At 48.3% G+C, this 16,154-nt stretch carries 15 protein-coding genes and 2 pseudogenes; 8 read left to right on the forward strand and 9 right to left on the reverse strand.

Going from position 1 to position 16,154, the window contains the following annotated elements; genetic code table 11:
- Positions 1-41: 41 nt before the first annotated feature.
- A complete protein-coding gene (gene glnH, locus FCL47_RS00615; RefSeq protein ID WP_136811495.1) occupies positions 42-779 on the reverse strand; it encodes a glutamine ABC transporter substrate-binding protein GlnH in 738 nt (245 codons plus the stop codon).
- A 1,020-nt stretch (positions 780-1,799) separates the two neighbouring features.
- Here glnH and FCL47_RS00620 point away from each other — a divergent pair.
- The 6 genes and pseudogenes from FCL47_RS00620 to FCL47_RS00645 all read left to right on the forward strand — a co-directional run bounded on the left by FCL47_RS00620 (position 1,800) and on the right by FCL47_RS00645 (position 7,358).
- The gene (locus tag FCL47_RS00620) at positions 1,800-2,768 is read left to right on the forward strand and encodes a calcium/sodium antiporter (protein WP_136811497.1); all 969 of its coding nucleotides are present in this window, start codon (positions 1,800-1,802) and stop codon (positions 2,766-2,768) included.
- A 196-nt stretch (positions 2,769-2,964) separates the two neighbouring features.
- Entirely contained in the window at positions 2,965-3,534 is a 570-nt protein-coding gene (locus tag FCL47_RS00625) for a hypothetical protein (RefSeq protein WP_136811499.1), read from the forward strand.
- Positions 3,535-3,836: 302 nt separating this feature from the next.
- Positions 3,837-4,169, forward strand: a pseudogene (locus FCL47_RS00630) (mechanosensitive ion channel family protein); the annotation flags it as partial.
- 249 nt (positions 4,170-4,418) lie between these two features.
- Positions 4,419-4,775, forward strand: a complete 357-nt coding sequence (locus FCL47_RS00635) for a cupin domain-containing protein (RefSeq protein WP_136811503.1) — start codon at positions 4,419-4,421, stop codon at positions 4,773-4,775.
- 155 nt (positions 4,776-4,930) lie between these two features.
- A complete protein-coding gene (ppx, locus tag FCL47_RS00640; RefSeq protein WP_136811505.1) occupies positions 4,931-6,433 on the forward strand; it encodes an exopolyphosphatase in 1,503 nt (500 codons plus the stop codon).
- A gap of 445 nt (positions 6,434-6,878) precedes the next feature.
- A complete protein-coding gene (locus tag FCL47_RS00645; protein WP_136811507.1) occupies positions 6,879-7,358 on the forward strand; it encodes a hypothetical protein in 480 nt (159 codons plus the stop codon).
- Positions 7,359-7,486: 128 nt separating this feature from the next.
- On the opposite strand, the gene FCL47_RS00650 is transcribed toward FCL47_RS00645, so the two are convergent.
- On the reverse strand, positions 7,487-8,539 hold the full coding sequence (locus tag FCL47_RS00650) for a GlxA family transcriptional regulator (protein WP_167496304.1): 1,053 nt from the start codon (positions 8,537-8,539) through the stop codon (positions 7,487-7,489).
- Positions 8,540-8,724: 185 nt separating this feature from the next.
- Between FCL47_RS00650 and FCL47_RS00655 the strand changes: the two genes are divergently transcribed.
- Positions 8,725-9,177: a PaaI family thioesterase gene (locus tag FCL47_RS00655; RefSeq protein WP_205747163.1), complete on the forward strand. Its 453-nt coding sequence runs from the start codon at positions 8,725-8,727 to the stop codon at positions 9,175-9,177.
- A 49-nt stretch (positions 9,178-9,226) separates the two neighbouring features.
- On the forward strand, positions 9,227-10,222 hold the full coding sequence (locus FCL47_RS00660; protein WP_136811511.1) for a 4Fe-4S binding protein: 996 nt from the start codon (positions 9,227-9,229) through the stop codon (positions 10,220-10,222).
- Positions 10,223-10,352: 130 nt separating this feature from the next.
- Here FCL47_RS00660 and FCL47_RS00665 read toward each other — a convergent pair whose 3' ends face one another.
- The 7 genes and pseudogenes from FCL47_RS00665 to FCL47_RS25525 all read right to left on the reverse strand — a co-directional run.
- A complete protein-coding gene (locus FCL47_RS00665) occupies positions 10,353-10,868 on the reverse strand; it encodes a hypothetical protein (RefSeq protein WP_136811513.1) in 516 nt (171 codons plus the stop codon).
- Between the two features lie 522 nt (positions 10,869-11,390).
- The gene (locus FCL47_RS00670) at positions 11,391-11,975 is read right to left on the reverse strand and encodes a formate/nitrite transporter family protein (protein ID WP_240744088.1); all 585 of its coding nucleotides are present in this window, start codon (positions 11,973-11,975) and stop codon (positions 11,391-11,393) included.
- Positions 11,975-12,127 (reverse strand): hypothetical protein, encoded by a 153-nt coding sequence (locus tag FCL47_RS00675; RefSeq protein WP_167496305.1) that lies wholly within the window; start codon positions 12,125-12,127, stop codon positions 11,975-11,977. Before FCL47_RS00675 ends, FCL47_RS00670 begins: the two co-directional genes overlap by 1 nt.
- Before the next feature lie 710 nt (positions 12,128-12,837).
- Positions 12,838-14,151 carry a S8 family serine peptidase gene (locus FCL47_RS00680; protein ID WP_167496306.1) on the reverse strand — a complete coding sequence of 438 codons (1,314 nt, stop codon included), beginning with the start codon at positions 14,149-14,151 and terminating at the stop codon, positions 12,838-12,840.
- A gap of 206 nt (positions 14,152-14,357) precedes the next feature.
- Positions 14,358-14,546 carry a hypothetical protein gene (locus tag FCL47_RS00685; RefSeq protein ID WP_136811519.1) on the reverse strand — a complete coding sequence of 63 codons (189 nt, stop codon included), beginning with the start codon at positions 14,544-14,546 and terminating at the stop codon, positions 14,358-14,360.
- Between the two features lie 756 nt (positions 14,547-15,302).
- Positions 15,303-15,506: a hypothetical protein gene (locus tag FCL47_RS00690; protein ID WP_136811520.1), complete on the reverse strand. Its 204-nt coding sequence runs from the start codon at positions 15,504-15,506 to the stop codon at positions 15,303-15,305.
- Between the two features lie 285 nt (positions 15,507-15,791).
- Positions 15,792-15,899, reverse strand: a pseudogene (locus FCL47_RS25525) (GFA family protein); the annotation flags it as partial.
- Between the last annotated feature and the right edge of the window lie 255 nt (positions 15,900-16,154).

Consider the following 16,154-nt stretch of genomic DNA (forward strand, 5'->3'; position numbering starts at 1 on the left):
GACAACGCACTCGCCCCCTAAGTAGGATGAACCGTCTTTACTTAGCGAGGAGCAACACCAAACCATTTTTCATAAATCTTAGCGTATTCACCATTAGCTTTTAATTTAGCAAGGGCTGCATTGACCTTCTCAACTACTGGAGAACCCTTAGGAAATCCAATACCGTATGGCTGACCTGAATAGAGATCGCCCACGATTTTAACTTTGCCAGCACCGCTCTTACTCAGAAAAGATTCAACGACAGGCTTGTCAAACATAACGGCATCAACACCACCTGTCATAAGCTCCATGAACATTGCATTATCATTTGGGAAAAGTTTTAGCGCGGTCTTCGGCGATTTTTCTTTCAAGAAATCAACAGTGGTGGTTCCTGTTTTAGTCGCCACGGTTTTATCAGCAAGATCGGCTAATCCTTGAATGGAACTGTCTTTTGGCACAAGAAGAAGAAGGCCTGAATCATAATATCCGTCGGAAAAATCAATAACCTTTTTACGTTCATCGGTGATTGACATACCCGCAATACCTGCATCTAACTGGGAAGATTGAAGACCAGGTACGATTCCCTTAAACGCCATTGGCTGCAACTCATAATCAAGGCCTGCTTCCTTTGCTATTGCTGCCCAGAGCTCCACATCAAAACCGACGTGCTGGCCAGTTTTAGGATCTTTAAATTCAAAAGGAGGGAAGTTCGTATCCGTGGCAACAACGAGTTTTGCGGCAGAAGCTGAACTTACCAAAACAGCAAAAACAAGAAATGCAGTTAAACATAAATTCTTCATAACAACTCCTCATAGTGTCTGGTTTTATGTACGGTTCAACAGGAAAATATCGCGGTTTAAATAAGCTGTTTTCCTATTGTGATTGGCGGCAATCCTATCGTATTACAGGGGAATCGTCAATTTCTTTCGCCTCGGAAAAGGGAGGCCCCTGTCTAGATTTACTGGAAGGTTTTTCCCGTGAAACAAAGAAAGATCCAGGGATTAAAAGCTCAGGCAACCTGAAATGTTTTGAATTTTATGGTCAAGATTTCCGATACAACCCAGGACTTTTTTCTACGACTGGTTGTACGTTAATGCACTCTAACAACATACCGATTTAGCTAATGAATTATTGACTTACCGAGATTTTTCAGATATAAAGTTTAACCATAAAAAATCTACAAACCGTCAGGCTTATTCTGCTGCTCTTTACGTATCCTTGTACAACAACAAAGCATTAGACACAGCCTTAACTTCTCCACAAGAATTCAAAGCAATTTTCAAGGAAACCTATATTTCAAAGGATTCTGAAGGTACAATACAAGGAAAGCTTACCTAATGTACGAGTCGATCTGATTATTAAATGTTCCGCTGTATGGTTCACAAGAAGAATAAGACTATGTGATTACCACTAAAGCTCAGCTCTATGGGGTTATGAAGTGCCCTTTTCACGGGACGCCATAAACCCATCCCTGGGGGCTTGACCGCAGCCATCCAGGCTGCGGAACACCCGTGCAAAGGGCACTTCATAACCCTCTGGACCTTCTAAGCTGAGCTTTAGTGGTAATCACATAAGAGTATGCGCGATTATTTCAAGGAAAGGGCCGTATCTGTCTGCATTGCGTCGTTTGGGCTTTAAGAGCTACTCTATCAATATTGGTTTTAACCGTAACGGGAGTCCAGATCTCTTCTCTCTATTTACTCTCTCGTTCTTCATCATTTCTTTACCAGACGAAGGTACCTGTTGGAGAAGGGCTGCTTTCAGACCTCTGAAGGGCAACAGGTGAATAGCGAAAACTACAATCAAGGAAACATGAAGCTTTGACTTTGCCTATTTTTGCGTTGATTGCAGGCTTGGCACTCCTCGTCTGGAGCGCCGACCGTTTTGTAGAGGGCTCAGCCTCTACTGCACGACATTTTGGCATGCCACCACTTTTGATCGGCATGGTTATCGTCGGATTTGGCACTTCCATGCCAGAAATGGTGGTATCGGCTCTTTCCGCATTTCAGGGAAATCCAGGAATTGCACTTGGCAATGCCTACGGCTCAAACATTACCAACATCGCCTTGATCCTCGGTCTTACTGCGCTCATCAACCCGATAGCCGTTCATTCGCAGGTGTTGCACAAGGAGCTGCCTATCCTCACCGCCATTTCAATCCTGGCCGCCTGGCAGCTCTGGGATGGCGAAATCACTCGTTTCGACGCCTGTATATTGCTCGGTGTATTCGTAGGATTAATGACGTGGACCGTATGGCAAGGCTTGCGAAAGAAAGATGATACCCTTGGTAAAGAAATGGAACAGGAACTGGATGTACACGCCATGCCATTGCCTCGGGCGGTCTTCTGGCTTTTGCTCGGTCTGGTTTTGTTGATTGTCAGCTCCCGCATCCTCGTGTGGGGTGCAGTTGAGATCGCCCATGGCTTTGGTGTTAGTGATATGATCATCGGCCTGACCATTGTCGCGGTCGGAACGTCATTGCCGGAACTGGCTTCGTCTATAATTGCCACCCGCAAAGGCGAGCATGACATTGCTCTGGGAAATATTCTAGGCTCCAACCTGTTCAACACATTAGCCGTGGTAGGGATCGCCGGGACGATTCATCCAATGACTGTCGGGCCTGAAGTTTTTTCCAGGGACATCCTGGTCATGGTTGCGTTAACCGTATCGCTATTCTTCATTTGTTACGGATTCAAGGGTCCTGGTCGTATCAACCGCGTTGAGGGGGGAGCCCTGCTGATCTGCTACATCGGCTATACCGTTTACCTGATGAGCACGGTCTTCCGATAATTCGCCCAATTCATCAGCCTCCGTTTTCGAGAATACCAAAAAATATGAATGAAGCTAAAGAAAGTCGGGTCGTTGCGTGACTAATCTGAGAGATAAAAATATCCCTGGATGTGCATTCAGCCAAAGTCCAGCCCTAGACCTGGAAACTTAAAAACAAACATAGCTCCCACTCACACAACCCAGAAAGGAGGAAGAGATGAAATATTTTGCCCACTTTTGCTTCATGTGTATGGTCTTGTGCCTCGTTTTTTTATCAGGCTGCTCCATTAATGCAGGCAAGATGGTCTCCAATCGTTTGGATCCTGAAAATATGGCGAGTAAATTAGGGACGCAAACAATGGATCTCTCTGTTGATGGCAGATGTCCGGAGACCAGATCACTTAGAGTGGTAAATGGAGAATCACGCACTGAAGAGTACTGTATCGACAAAGCCATGGGAGGTTGCAGATGGTATGTGATACCAAAGGATTTCACGAATGAAATTATAAAGTATGTTGAGAACAGGCTTAGCGCAAGCAGGATAAAGGTTGGTTCAGGCAGTGATATCGTAGTTTCCCTTGAAGAACTTCAATCCCAGGAAGGCGTTTGGTCCTTTGGGTCAATTTGCAAAATTAAAATACATATTCCCGAGATACATTACACGCAGACCTATGTTGGTGAATCCGGGAGCGGTCTCGGAGATCTCGCTGCGGCATATGCGATCCATCTTGCAGTTGATAATTTTTTCAAAGATCCTGTCTTTCAAAATTATTTGAAGTGTCATTAGAAATTGCAAATTCTGCAATACTATGGCGAATTTTCAAGAGACGAGGCACCGTGCACACTATCCCTTGCAGTGCCATCACCACAGTAAGTAATAAAACCAAAGATTTTTCGTATTGTGTTACCTCATTACCCCTAATGTTCAGCTCCTGAACCAGGGGATGAGCTGTTCGTTTGTCGGGACGCCGTAAACCCATCCCTGGGGGCTTGACCGCAGCTATCCAGGCTGCGGAACACCCGTGCAAAGGGCACCTCATATCCCCATGTGCTGAAGTTTAGTGGTAATCACATTATGTTCTTGATGTTGGAATAGGCTATCGTGAAAGCGTGGACGAGGTAATAAATGTACTGAAGGAGATCGGTGCCGAGCTGCAGAGCAATCCCGAATATGGCCAGGTAATTCTGGCACCAATCGAAGTGCTTGGTGTTGATTCCTTTGCTGACTCTGCGGTCATCATCAAGGCGCGGATCGGGACCGTCGCATCAAAACAATGGTGGGTGGGCCGGGAATTCAACCGGCTTATGAAAAATAAGTTTGATCAACTCGACATTGAGATACCATTTCCGCATCAGACTATTTATTTCGGGGTCGATAAGAAGGACAATGCACCCAGCGCCCATGTCTCTGTCCAGTCCTGATCCTCAGGCAATGACGCTTAAGGCGGAGCGCTGCAACTATCAATCTGTATTGTACCGAGCGTTTTTTCTCTTTGTCCACTATACATTTTGCCATGTACCATTCCTTTCACCATCAGTGCTGCTTATGATGAAGTACAGCGAATAGATACTGAGAAAAGACACGAAGACAAGGCCATGAAGGCAAACGGCAAAGCCCCAGTTTCAATTTGTGGTATTATCTAGCTCTGGCACGGCAGAGAGGAGGGCACGATGGAAAACGAACAGGTCGCACCTGAGACGAAAGGCGTTACGGTGCAGTTACTTTCAACGGTTGACCTTGGCCCTGAAATTGAGGGGATGGCAGGGCGTGAGCTTCGAATGCGTATGGTGACCATCGAGCCCGGAGGCGTCTTCGGCCCGGTTCACGACCATAAAGACAGACCAGGCACCGTCTACATACTGCAAGGAACAATCACTGACCACCGAAATGGAGTCAGTACCGACTATGGACCGGGTGCGGGCTGGCCCGAGGACAGGAACACCACACACTGGCTTGAGAACAGAGGAACGGTTCCGGCGGTGGAGATCTCAGTCGATATAGTCAGGCAGCAAAAAGGTCCGGCTTAAATACGAATGCACTCCAAAACAATTATAATTGTCGCCAAACACCCATCCCTGGGTGCTTGACCGCAGCCATCCGGGCTGCGGAACACCCGTGCAAAGGTCACCCCATGTCCCTCTTGACCTTCTGTGCTGAACCTCAGGGTTTCATCAAATTTTCTATGAATGATCAACAGCAATCACCACAATATTTAGCCGCCATCGACCTGGGCTCCAACAGCTTTCACCTGGTAGTCGCCCGCATTGAGGACGGCCATGTTCACATTCTTGATAGTTTAAAGGAAATGGTACGCCTGGGAGGCGGTCTTGACAAAAATGGCAGATTGACTGAAGAAGCACGTGTCCGCGCCCTTTCCTGCCTTGATCGTTTTGCGGAACGGGTGCAGAAATTACCCCAGGGCAGTGTGGCGGCGGTGGGCACAAATACCCTGCGCCAGGCAAAAAATTCCCGTCAGTTTTTACAAAGCGCAAGTGAGGTTCTGGGCCACCCGATCTCAATAATTGGGGGAAAGGAGGAGGCTCGCCTGATCTACCTTGGTGTTTCCCATTCGCTGGTGGCGGGGGATGGAAAACGGCTGGTGATGGATATTGGCGGAGGCAGTACTGAATTGATTATCGGTGAGGGTTTCGAACCTCTGCATCTCAGCAGCCTCGAAATGGGCTGCGTGAGCATGAGTCGCGCATTCTTTCGAAATGGAATGCTCAGCAAGCAGAATTGGGAAAAGGCGAAGATTGCCGCTCATCTGGAATTACGCCCGGTACGACGCCATTTTCGAAAAGTCGGCTGGGTCTCTGCCACCGGGGCATCCGGAACAATCAGGGCCGCGGGAAGCATTGTGAAAGCGCTTGGACTTGAGACCTATACTATCACCCGGGACAGTTTATACGAAATCCGGAATAGAATGATAGCGGCCGGACATATAAAAAATCTTGATCTTCCCGGCTTAGACAGTGATCGTCAACCTGTTTTTGCAGGAGGACTGGCCATCCTTATTGCCACCTTTGAGGCACTGCACATTGAAACCATGCAGATTTCCGAAGGCGCCTTGCGGGAAGGCCTGCTGTACGATCGCCTGGGCCGCATTCAGAGCGAAGATACCCGTTTGAAAACGGTTTCCAGTGTACAGCAACGGTTTCAAATCAGCCAGAACCATGCGCGACGAGTGAGCTTAACGTCACACCGTCTTTTAACCGCCTGTGAAAAAGCCTGGAACCTGCGGCTGGAAGACGCCGAAAGACTGCACTGGGCAAGCAGCCTGCATGAGATTGGGCTTGCGGTTTCGTTGAGTGGATATCAGAAACATGGCGCGTATCTCCTGTACCACGCGGATCTTCCCGGATTTTCTTTAGAGGAGCAGGCCTGGATGAGTGTTCTGGTGCGTTGCCATCGTAAAAAAATATCGAAAAAATTATTCGAAGGTTTACCGGAAAAGGATCAAGAGACCGCCCTGCGGCTGGCAATTCTTCTTCGTCTCGCCACCCTGCTCCATCGCTCCCGTAAAGACGAGACGGCAGTTATTGAGCAGGTGATTGCCAGTGAGAATAATTTAACCCTTCAATTTGTACCGTATGAGCTGATCAACCATCCCCTGCAACGAACCAGCCTAGAGCAGGAAGCCAAATATTTAAAAAATGTGGGCATCAATCTCAAATTTACCTCATAACCCGGCCAGGCGGCAATAACGGCAGCCCCCCCCCCCCTTTTCGACAGGCTGAACTGGAGGGGTAACCAGACTAATATTTATGGCAGCAGGATTGTGCTCCCGGAAGTTTTCCTGGTTTCATGAAATATTTTTCTTGATCAGGAAAAACGCCTTCTGTTCTGCTGCTTTGCAATATGGCTTCGAAAAGATAGTCATAAGTTGGGCTGGGACTCAGATCATTGAGAGGTCGCTATTTTGCCAATTGTGCAAAAATACCACGTGGGAAAATTGAAGCGTTTTATGGGCAAATTATGCTAAAGTGTCCGGGTCTCAGAGTGTCATCTTCGCCGACAGAACCTCTGGACCTTCATTTATATGATATGTTTCATATGATTATAAACCTGTAAAATAGAGGATTAGTCGCAAATTATTAACTTGAAAAGTACTAGGCTGATGGAGGTTGGATGTGGATATCGTGGTAAATATGTTTGTAGCACTCTGTGTTGGAGTATCGTACGTCGTGGGGTATCTTCTTGCTGTTTTGTCGTTATTATTCCTTATTACCTGGATAATAGACGATAAACTGAAGACAAATTGGTCGTCGAAGTTGTTCGGTTTGTGCAATCAATATTGGTCAAAGAGTTATGAAAAAGCCATTTGTCAAAAATGCGAAGGGCTCAACAATGTGGATCTTGATATCATCGAGGATAAATACTGCTCTCAGTGCGGCAAAGAATTGCAAAAAACGAAGACCAGCACATACGATCTGAAGGTAGAAAAAATGACCCAGAAGATCCTGCTTTTTGCATTGGTAACCGGCGTACTGTATAGCATCAGTTTTGCACTTTTTGTTATCTTTGTCATAATATCCATTGTCGCGTACTGTTTTTATTGTGCAGCAGGTTCGAATGCACCAAAGGAAGAAGACGAGCTGATGGTGAGATGATGGTGCGGTGGGCAGGCTTCAATTAAAAGCACAGCCTGCCCATCAAGCTTCTTCCTCACGCTTTCTACCCAGCGGATGAAAAACATGGTCTTTTTTAATAGACCTGCCGTGGAAAGTGCGGGTCAGAACTAAGCTTTACGACTGCGCCATGTTTTCAAAACTGCACATGCCGAAGGATCTCGGGTGCCGCTGGACGCTGCACCGTCTCCACGAGTAAATCTGCTTCGATATTCGCTGGGTGACAGGCCGGTTGCTTCCTTGAATAATTTTCTGAAACTGCTGCTGTTTTCATAGCCTATCCCCTGGGTTATCTCGTTTACCGTCTCCAAGGAAGTCTCCAGGCAGTCTTTTGCCCTTTCGATACGAACCTGCTGCAGATAGCTCAGAGGTGTTTCATCCGTGGCTTTTTTAAACCTGCGGATAAAGTGCCTGGGGCTTATCCCCACCTCTCTGGCAAGGTCTTTCATACTTATGGCATCGGCAAAATGTGCTTCTATCAGTTCCTGGGCGCGCAATATTTCCTGGTCACCATGACCCTTGTGGACATTAAACACCGCATAAGGGGACTGGCTTGCCTTGCCAGGATCGACGAGCAATGACTTCGAGCATTGCGCCGCAAGGTGCGAGGAACCGAAACTCTCAATCAGATGCAGCCCCAGATAGTAGAAGGCCGAAACAGAGCCTGAGCAGATCAAACCTTTGTCCCGCGTGAGGACTCGATCCGGCTCCAATAGGACCTTTGGATAACGACGTTTGAAGAGTTTCGAGTAAAACCAGTGTGTGGTTGCCAGTCTGCCATCCAGCAACCCGGTCTCCGCAAGAACAAAACTCCCGGTGCATACACTGGCAATCGTCACCCCTTGATCATACCTGGCAACGATCCAATCGAGCAACGAGGTGGCATTAGCAGGAAGAAGATCGGCGCTGGGAAGATATGGTGGCACGATAACCACGTCGGTTTGCTGGGAATCGCGAAACGCACCTTCCGGCAGGACCTGAAAACCACCACTTACCTTAACTGCCTGTCCATCCTGACTGAGAATCCGTGTGGTGAAGAGCGGTTCCGACCAATCCCCAGTGTTTGTTGCATGCCATCGATTAGCGATAGTAAAACTGTCAATCAGTCCCGAAATTCCAGAAAATTGACAGCCTGTATCGACGATAAAGGTGATGTCCGCCATGAATCCTCCTGATGCGTTACCGCGAGAAATTAATTTTAAAAGGTCTTTATCCCATCTTTCTTCCAGTTTAACCGAGGCCAGCTTCATTATGGCATTTTTGGATCGTTTTTTGTCAATTATGCCACTTCTGCCAGGCTCAAGCAAATGATAAAATCATTCCAACATCAAGCCAGAGGGAGAATACGATGAAAAAAGATGATCAAATGGTTCAAGCAGATTTAAAGGGATTGGACATTCTGCAGTCAATAGTGGATGGCAAAACACCTATGCCACCGATGGCACAGACTATCCCTATGTCCATTATTTCAGTAGCGCCTGGTTCGGTTTTTTTTACGGCAATCGCCGGAAAACAGCACCTTAATCCCATGGGCGGAGTGCATGGCGGTTTTGCTGCGACGGTTCTTGACTCGGTAACCGGCTGTGCGGTGCATAGTTTGCTCGAATCGGGCATCGGATATGCGACGGTTGATCTGAACGTCAAAATGGTTCGGCCCGTCCCGCGCGACAGAGAAGTGACCGCCATAGGGAAGGTTATACATATTTCCGGTCGCCTGGCAGTTTCTGAGGGAAGGTTACAGGATGGGGATGGTAAGATACTCGCCCATGCGACAGCCACCTGCATGATCCTTCGTGGCTGAAAACACTGTCGAAAGTTTTTCTGGAACACAACGTTACAAGGAGCAAACCATGAATCTAGACAACCACCCAAGTGTGGCAGCCTTTCGACAAAGGCAGCGGAATAATCGATTAGAAGCAATGACTTTGCCACGGCTGAAGGCAATCGTCCTGGAAGCCGGGGCTGATGATGTCGGTGCCGTAGAAATTGATCGACCGTCTCTTCAAGACCAAAAGAAGGCGATCCTCCATGCTTTTCCACGAGCAAAATCCCTTGTCAGTTTTATTTGTCGGATGAATGAGGCGCAGATTCGATCAAACGACAGATCTTTGGTGGATGGAGAGTTCATAGCCTATGATGCGGAAATGCTGCATATCTCCCGCACGGTCGTTAAAGCATTAAGGAATGAAGGGATCACTGCCGTTACTCCTTCCGAATCCTTCCCCCAGGATATGAGTAAATGGCAAGGCAGGATGTTGACGGTTTCACATAAACCGGTAGCGGAAGCGGCAGGCCTCGGCCTGATAGGCCATCATCGACTGCTTATCCACCCCATATTTGGCAGCCATCTCTGTTTGGGAACGATAATCATAGATACAACCTTGGACATCTATGATCAGCCCATCGACTACAATCCGTGCATCGGCTGCAACCTCTGCGTCAGTACTTGTCCAACCGGAGCAATAGCTCCAGACGGGTCTTTCGCATTTGCCAGGTGCCTGGTTCATGCCTATCGGGATCGCCTGGGAGGTTTTTTAAACTGGGTGGAATCCCTTGTCACCAGCCAAGACATGGTGGAATATCGAAAAAAACGGACTGACGGTGAAACAATGGCTGTCTGGCAAAGTCTCACCTATGGCGGCGGATATAGATGCGGCTATTGCATGAGCGTCTGCCCTGCAGGTCTGGACTTGCTCGGTCCCTATCTCGATAATCGAAAGGAATATTTACAAAGAGTTGTCAAACCGCTTCAGGAAAGGAACGAAAACATCTACGTCCTTCCCGGCCAGGATCAAGCGGCAGAGGTCAGCAAGAAATTTCCGAATAAAACGGTGCGGCCCGCCTGACTTGTTCAGACAAACACGAGCAAAAAACAATGGCTTAACGTGATAAAATCACAAGTCAGGGTGGCCTCCATGATGCCAGACACAGATGTTCATGACGAGAGGTATGTGCACCAGGAAGTTCATGAGAAATTTATCCGACAGCGTCGACAAAACGATTCTCAAGTTCTTTCCTTGCCGTCTTCACTTTGGCGATCAAAGCGAAAATCTCACTCCCTGCACCATGTTGCTGTCCCATGAGGGCGTCTTTCTGGGCCGCACAGATATACCAGGTGCAAATAAACGGCCGTTCCCGGCGATTGAGACAGCATCCATGGGGAGTGAGATGCACACAGGTGCCGTCTGCTTGTCTGGTTACCTGTTGCTGGGGCAGCCGGTTGTCGGCCAGGTAGATGACAAGGAGATCTCTCAAGTCGTAGCATACCGTTGCCACGGTGCAGCAAATTGTGGTACAGCGGCAGCAGGTAACAGCCCCAAGATTATCCAACTGTCCATCCAGCTCTGCGTACCAGCCCTCAATCTGCCTGACAATTTCACGCAGATGTTCCACTTCCCCGCCTAGACCTGCGACCGCGGCAGTCATCGAGACAACCACCTGGGACCACTCCTGCCGGTCTTGCCAGGGTATCCATTGTCCTATCGCGCCCATCTCTCTCCTTTTTCATCCTGCAGGCGGATCAGTTTGGCCCGCAAATCCACGTCGCTTTTGGGCAAGGGAACACATCCGTCTCACCCCGCACTCCATGCAGGCTAGCCTTACCTGGCTGATTCTGCAAGATCTTATTCGTCCAGCAACCACCCTTATGGCCGGTATCCTGCCTTCCAGGTCAGTCATATGCGGAGATCGAAGGCCATGCCAGCCCCGCACCTTTCGCCAACAAAATAACGTATTTCATTGCACATCACATTTTTCATGTATCGTTTGACGCTTTGAAACGTTTAATAAACAGAGCGGGACAATTCATGGAGAGAAAAATGATTTATGTCAGACAAGAGTGAACTGTGGAGGCGGCAATGGAAACCAGAAATGTTCCTTATTTGATGGCGACAGCAATTTTTCTATATTCGGCAATTATATGCAATGCAGCGGAGCAGCAGCGTGACAGATTGCACCTACGTGCAGATGATCAGGTCCTGCAACATCAGGAAAGAGAGACGCTTCGCCATGAAATCAAGACGGGGACAAACAATTCAGGCATGCAGCTGCAAAATCAGAAGAGAATCCAGAGCGAGTGGAAAATAAACGAGGGAGAAGCGGCTGGACCGGCAGGTAAACAAAACCCAGGAGGCCCAGGTGGCCCAAGACACAGAAGTAACAAGGGAAGTGGAAAAAGATAAAGACGGTGAAGCTGTGGCGTATATTATTGAGAAAGAAAGCGCTCCAGGTCAGCGTTGAAAGATTGACACCTGCAGGAGGCAGACATGCCCAGCGTGAGAGAAAAATACCGCTTGGGATGAAATACATATTTGCGACACAGTGTTCAATACCAATGGCGACGAAACCCATTGTCGGGAAAAAGATAGCGAATATTTCACCGATCACCTGGCGGGGTGCCACAGCCATCCAGACCGCGAGACACACCATCCAGTTACAGCCGACAGCACGTACAAAAGCTTCACCTACGTCCAGATTAACCTTGGCCACCGCAATCTTCACCGCCGCTTTGCCCAGCGCATTGCCTCCGGCTTTCCACAACCCTGAAAAATAAAACAATAGCGCAAGCAGGATTGCACCCAGAAAATTGGCAACATACACTATCCGGTCATCATCAGTACCGGCGTTTCCGGCCGGTGTTTCTTCGCCCAGTAAATCAGCTTAAATCCGTCCTGCTTTGGCATTTTTATATCCGTATTCATGGCGACAAAAACATCGGTATCGAGAACCGCCTTCCGGGGAGAAATTGCCAATTAACAGTGACATCACTAAAAGGCTGGCGATGAGCCGAAACCGGGTCGAATGTATCAGGTTGATTAATTTCAGCCTCACAGGCCTATTTCTCACAGGTCCTATTTTTGTGCCTTGACCATTCTTCAATCTGACTGCAACTACAATTCAACTGAGCAGATCTGAACAGACATGAGGTGACATTTTGACAGGTGTTCCGCTGCCTGGATGACTGAGGTCAAGCTTTCCAGGGATGGGAACATGGCGTTCCGTGCAAAGGTTATCTCATAGCCCCAGGTGTCTGAGGTTGAGCGGCAATCATCTTTTTGCATGTATTATGGCATCAAGGGTGACGGCAATTATACTGTTTGATATAGAGCGGAAAACTGGAAAATAACTGGGGGGAACTGTTCGTGTCAAACTATCTGATACCGTGAACCGTGCAGCAGATACTACAAACCAATAACACGGGAACAACTGACTCCAGGCGTTATATCCGTTCCAGACTGCTCAAAAAGGGGGCGTCGCAAATGACAGACAATTCCCTGACCGATTTGTCCGAAATTGAAATTCCCGATCACCCACAACTTCGATTCAGCCCAGAATAGCGAATTTTAGTTGTTATTTCTATAAATAATCAATTGCACTGATTACACAATTGATTGAAACATGGAGTTGGTCTTTTTTTGCTATTAAAGGGAAGCACGACAGAACTTACAAAACCAGGCCATCCCTATTCTGATACTCCCCGCGCAGCCTTGAAAGCGGCATAGGGGCTGGCTACAGAGGTGCCTGCGTAGGAGAGATCGTTAAAGTTGGCCAAGGCCGGTTCGTAGCGCTCAACAAAATTGCCATAGTTGGTATTTTCCCACTGGCTTCCGTCAGGATTCAATCCCCCCACCGCGATGACCGAGCTATATCCCGCCGGATAAACAGGCGTACCGGTTGGTTCGTTCCCGGCAGCCGCATAGAGCCTCATACCGTTCTGGGCGGCAAAATTCATGGTGTTTTCCAAAAATTGGCTGCGAACCTCCGACCCCCAGCTCATACTGATAATTTTCACCCCCGAGTTGACGGCATATTCGAGGGCGCGCATAATGGTGTCGGAACTGGTCATGCCGTTTTTGTCCAGGGTGCGGACGGAAAGTACCGGAACTCCGCTCTCGGCAGCCTTCGCGCCAAGGGGTGTAATGGCACCGGCTGCAATAAGGGAGGTCAGGGTTCCGTGGCCAGTGGGATCGCTGATTTCGGCGGTGGGGTCAAGCGCATCGTAGGTGCCTCGAATAAAGGGAGAGTCTGCGTAGGCTGGATCGAGGCCGGAATCAAACACGGCAATAGCGGTCTCGCCGGGAAGCAGGTTGAGGTTGATTCCCTCAGCAATTCCCGTCAATGGCAGGATATTGCTGGCAATCGTTGGAAACGCCAGGTTTGGTTCGGTGGCCGCAACGCCGCCGTGTGCCTGGGCAATACGTATGGCCTCTTCAACCGACATGTCGTCGTTCAGTTTAATGCGGTATAAACCGGGCGGGTCGATCACTTCGATCACGGTCCCATTAAGCCTGCTCAGCAGTGCCTTCAAGTCATCGATGGAGGATTCCTGGTTAAAGCCCACCATTATTTCTCCACGGATGTATTGTACGCCATTCTCACCTTCGACCACATCGAGTACTTTTCCCTGCGGGGATAAACGGCAGGCAACAGACTGCTTACCGTCAGAAAAAATTCGTATGGAAGAGATTTGAAAAAGGTCACCGAGAGGGCTTTTCTCCGATCTCCATTCAAGCATATAGCTGTGCGGGCTCGCCAACTGCGCGATGAGCCGGCCGACCTCCGCATTTTTCCAGTCCCCGGAAATACGGTGCAGCGTAAGTGATGGATCAACCAATACTTCCACCCCTCGCTGCTCGAAGAGCTGCAGAACCTTTGGAAGCGGGACGTCATCAGCCTTAAGCCAGGCCCGGTCTCCTTCGATCCGCAGTGATGCGGCCGAAAGAACCAGAGGCACAAGCAGGATGCCAATGACCGCCACCAGACTTCGCCTGACCATTATTGCTATGGACCAGCTCCGTTTTGCTCGGCTTGTTTGCGAAAATATCATAGATTGGGGAGAAGTTACACCGAGAGAAAAATTATACGCCGTGGTATCGGCAGAAGACATATAATTCATGCCGAAGCCGACGGACTTAACCCGTGTTTCCACGGCTGATCAGGACTACGCCAGCTTGGGCGGTCTGGACCTTGTTGTCGCACACTTCAGTCATTGTTCCCCTCCTTTGCAACCACGGAAGACAGCCCGCCCTTGCGCAGGGACAGGGCCTGCATGGCCTGTTCCCACTCGCCGGACTTGAGCCGGCTTTCCTCAACTATCTCGAAAAACTCACCCTCCCCCAAGACAAGGTCCTGCAGCTGTGGATGGTTTTTGCGCAACAGCTTCACGGACAAGTGAGCCTCCTCCGATCCCGATGCTGTCAGCCAAGTGAGGAGATGGCGATCACCGTTCCTGCAGATTTTGTACAGTAGATATCGCTTGCCCATATCGATAAGACCTCGTCGTCTCTCCGTGCCATTAATTGTTCTTTTATGGATGATAAGGGAGCCGCTTTTTACAAGAGACCCGAAAAATTGGCTCCAGCATGACGCGGCCATTATAATAGACAAAAAATGTAGCCGTTATCTCTCCGTAGAGCAATATTTTTCCAGTTACATGGCCATTACCATCGAATCTCTGCTGGTGACATGCACCAAAGCCGGTGCGTGGAGCTCACGGGTGACAGATTATGGGATGGCAGAAAATTTCTGACCATGAATGTATCGGATGAATACAATCAGGAAGGTATGGCCTGAGTCTAAGGAGCGCCAGAAGACAAGTAAAACAACGCTGGCACGGCAACCTAACAGTAAAAATAGCTATAATGCAATCTGCAATCTACATGTCCGAAACCTGCACAGTAAATGAGAACACACTTCTTAATGTTGAAGAGATTTTGAGATTTATCGTGGCATGTTAACGTTTAGACCACCGGCGCAAGGAAAACTATCGGGTGTAAATCAGGCTTCCCCCGTCCCCCCCTTGCGTCCGGTGAAGCGACGGGTCATGAAAGTACAGGAATGTCTGATTGCCGACAGACGAATATGGGAACCCGGTTTTGAGAAACGAGCTCTACAATCGTCACAACCCAATAAAATTACACGATCATTTTACGATTCTTTCCTGTTTTGGACTTCAGGGTTTTCCTCGGTTACGCAGCCATCGTGCCCCGTGCCACACTTATTACAGTTAACGGTCACTTTATCCTTGATGTCGCCATATTTTTCCCGGTATTCATCAGGTGTCATATTGCATATAAGGCCACATCCGCATTCAGGGCATTCCGATTTGATCTGGTATCTTTCCTTTGCCATGTTTTACCTCCTTCGCATTGTTTTTTCTATTTTTCCTGCCACGGGACCATTACGTCCAGACTTTGCACCGCATTCCGCCGTCCTTCGGTAGGAAGCACATTAACCGATTTCACTGAACCAATTGAATTTACATAATAATTCTATCAAGACTGCTTTCTCAGTGCATCCAGCTTTTCCCGGTCATACCCATCAACAATCAGATTATCCTTTTCAGGCCGATCTCACAAGATTTTCTTTGTACTCTCAAATGTGCTCACATGATAAGAATTCTCTATTTAGAAAAATCATAGCGGGCCAGAACCGATTACGTCTGCAGATAGAACAGTTGCACCGGTACGAATTCCGGGTGAAATCCAGTTCTGCCTCAAAGCGAACCTCGCCACAGTGGCAGCTACCTTCTTAGGTCTTTAACATTACACGACTCCTGAATTATTTTGCAGCACAACAAATTAGAACCCAGAAGCGGGATGTCTTTCAACCCGAGGAGGATTTTGCAGAAATATCCAAAAATTAATGGGTATCTAATCAAATAACATGCAGTGTACCAGCAATATAAGGAGACCCAATACATGTCCCACGTTACATTTCAGATGCTGCTAATGTATTTTTCAGGGCATGAACCCTGCTCTAATTTCCCCATTCATTGCC

Origin of the sequence: Desulfopila sp. IMCC35006, from assembly GCF_005116645.1 — a bacterium.
Classification (GTDB): Bacteria; Desulfobacterota; Desulfobulbia; order Desulfobulbales; family Desulfocapsaceae; genus Desulforhopalus_A.

Bases quoted from the DNA above. Each gene is read 5' to 3' on its own strand.
- glnH (WP_136811495.1), bottom strand. From the start codon at position 779: ATGAAGAATTTATGTTTAACTGCATTTCTTGTTTTTGCTGTTTTGGTA.
- FCL47_RS00625 (WP_136811499.1), top strand. From the start codon at position 2,965: ATGAAATATTTTGCCCACTTTTGCTTCATGTGTATGGTCTTGTGCCTC.
- FCL47_RS00635 (WP_136811503.1), top strand. From the start codon at position 4,419: ATGGAAAACGAACAGGTCGCACCTGAGACGAAAGGCGTTACGGTGCAG.
- ppx (WP_136811505.1), top strand. From the start codon at position 4,931: ATGAATGATCAACAGCAATCACCACAATATTTAGCCGCCATCGACCTG.
- FCL47_RS00650 (WP_167496304.1), bottom strand. From the start codon at position 8,539: ATGGCGGACATCACCTTTATCGTCGATACAGGCTGTCAATTTTCTGGA.
- FCL47_RS00655 (WP_205747163.1), top strand. From the start codon at position 8,725: ATGAAAAAAGATGATCAAATGGTTCAAGCAGATTTAAAGGGATTGGAC.
- FCL47_RS00660 (WP_136811511.1), top strand. From the start codon at position 9,227: ATGAATCTAGACAACCACCCAAGTGTGGCAGCCTTTCGACAAAGGCAG.
- FCL47_RS00665 (WP_136811513.1), bottom strand. From the start codon at position 10,868: ATGGGCGCGATAGGACAATGGATACCCTGGCAAGACCGGCAGGAGTGG.
- FCL47_RS00680 (WP_167496306.1), bottom strand. From the start codon at position 14,151: ATGGTCAGGCGAAGTCTGGTGGCGGTCATTGGCATCCTGCTTGTGCCT.
- FCL47_RS00690 (WP_136811520.1), bottom strand. From the start codon at position 15,506: ATGGCAAAGGAAAGATACCAGATCAAATCGGAATGCCCTGAATGCGGA.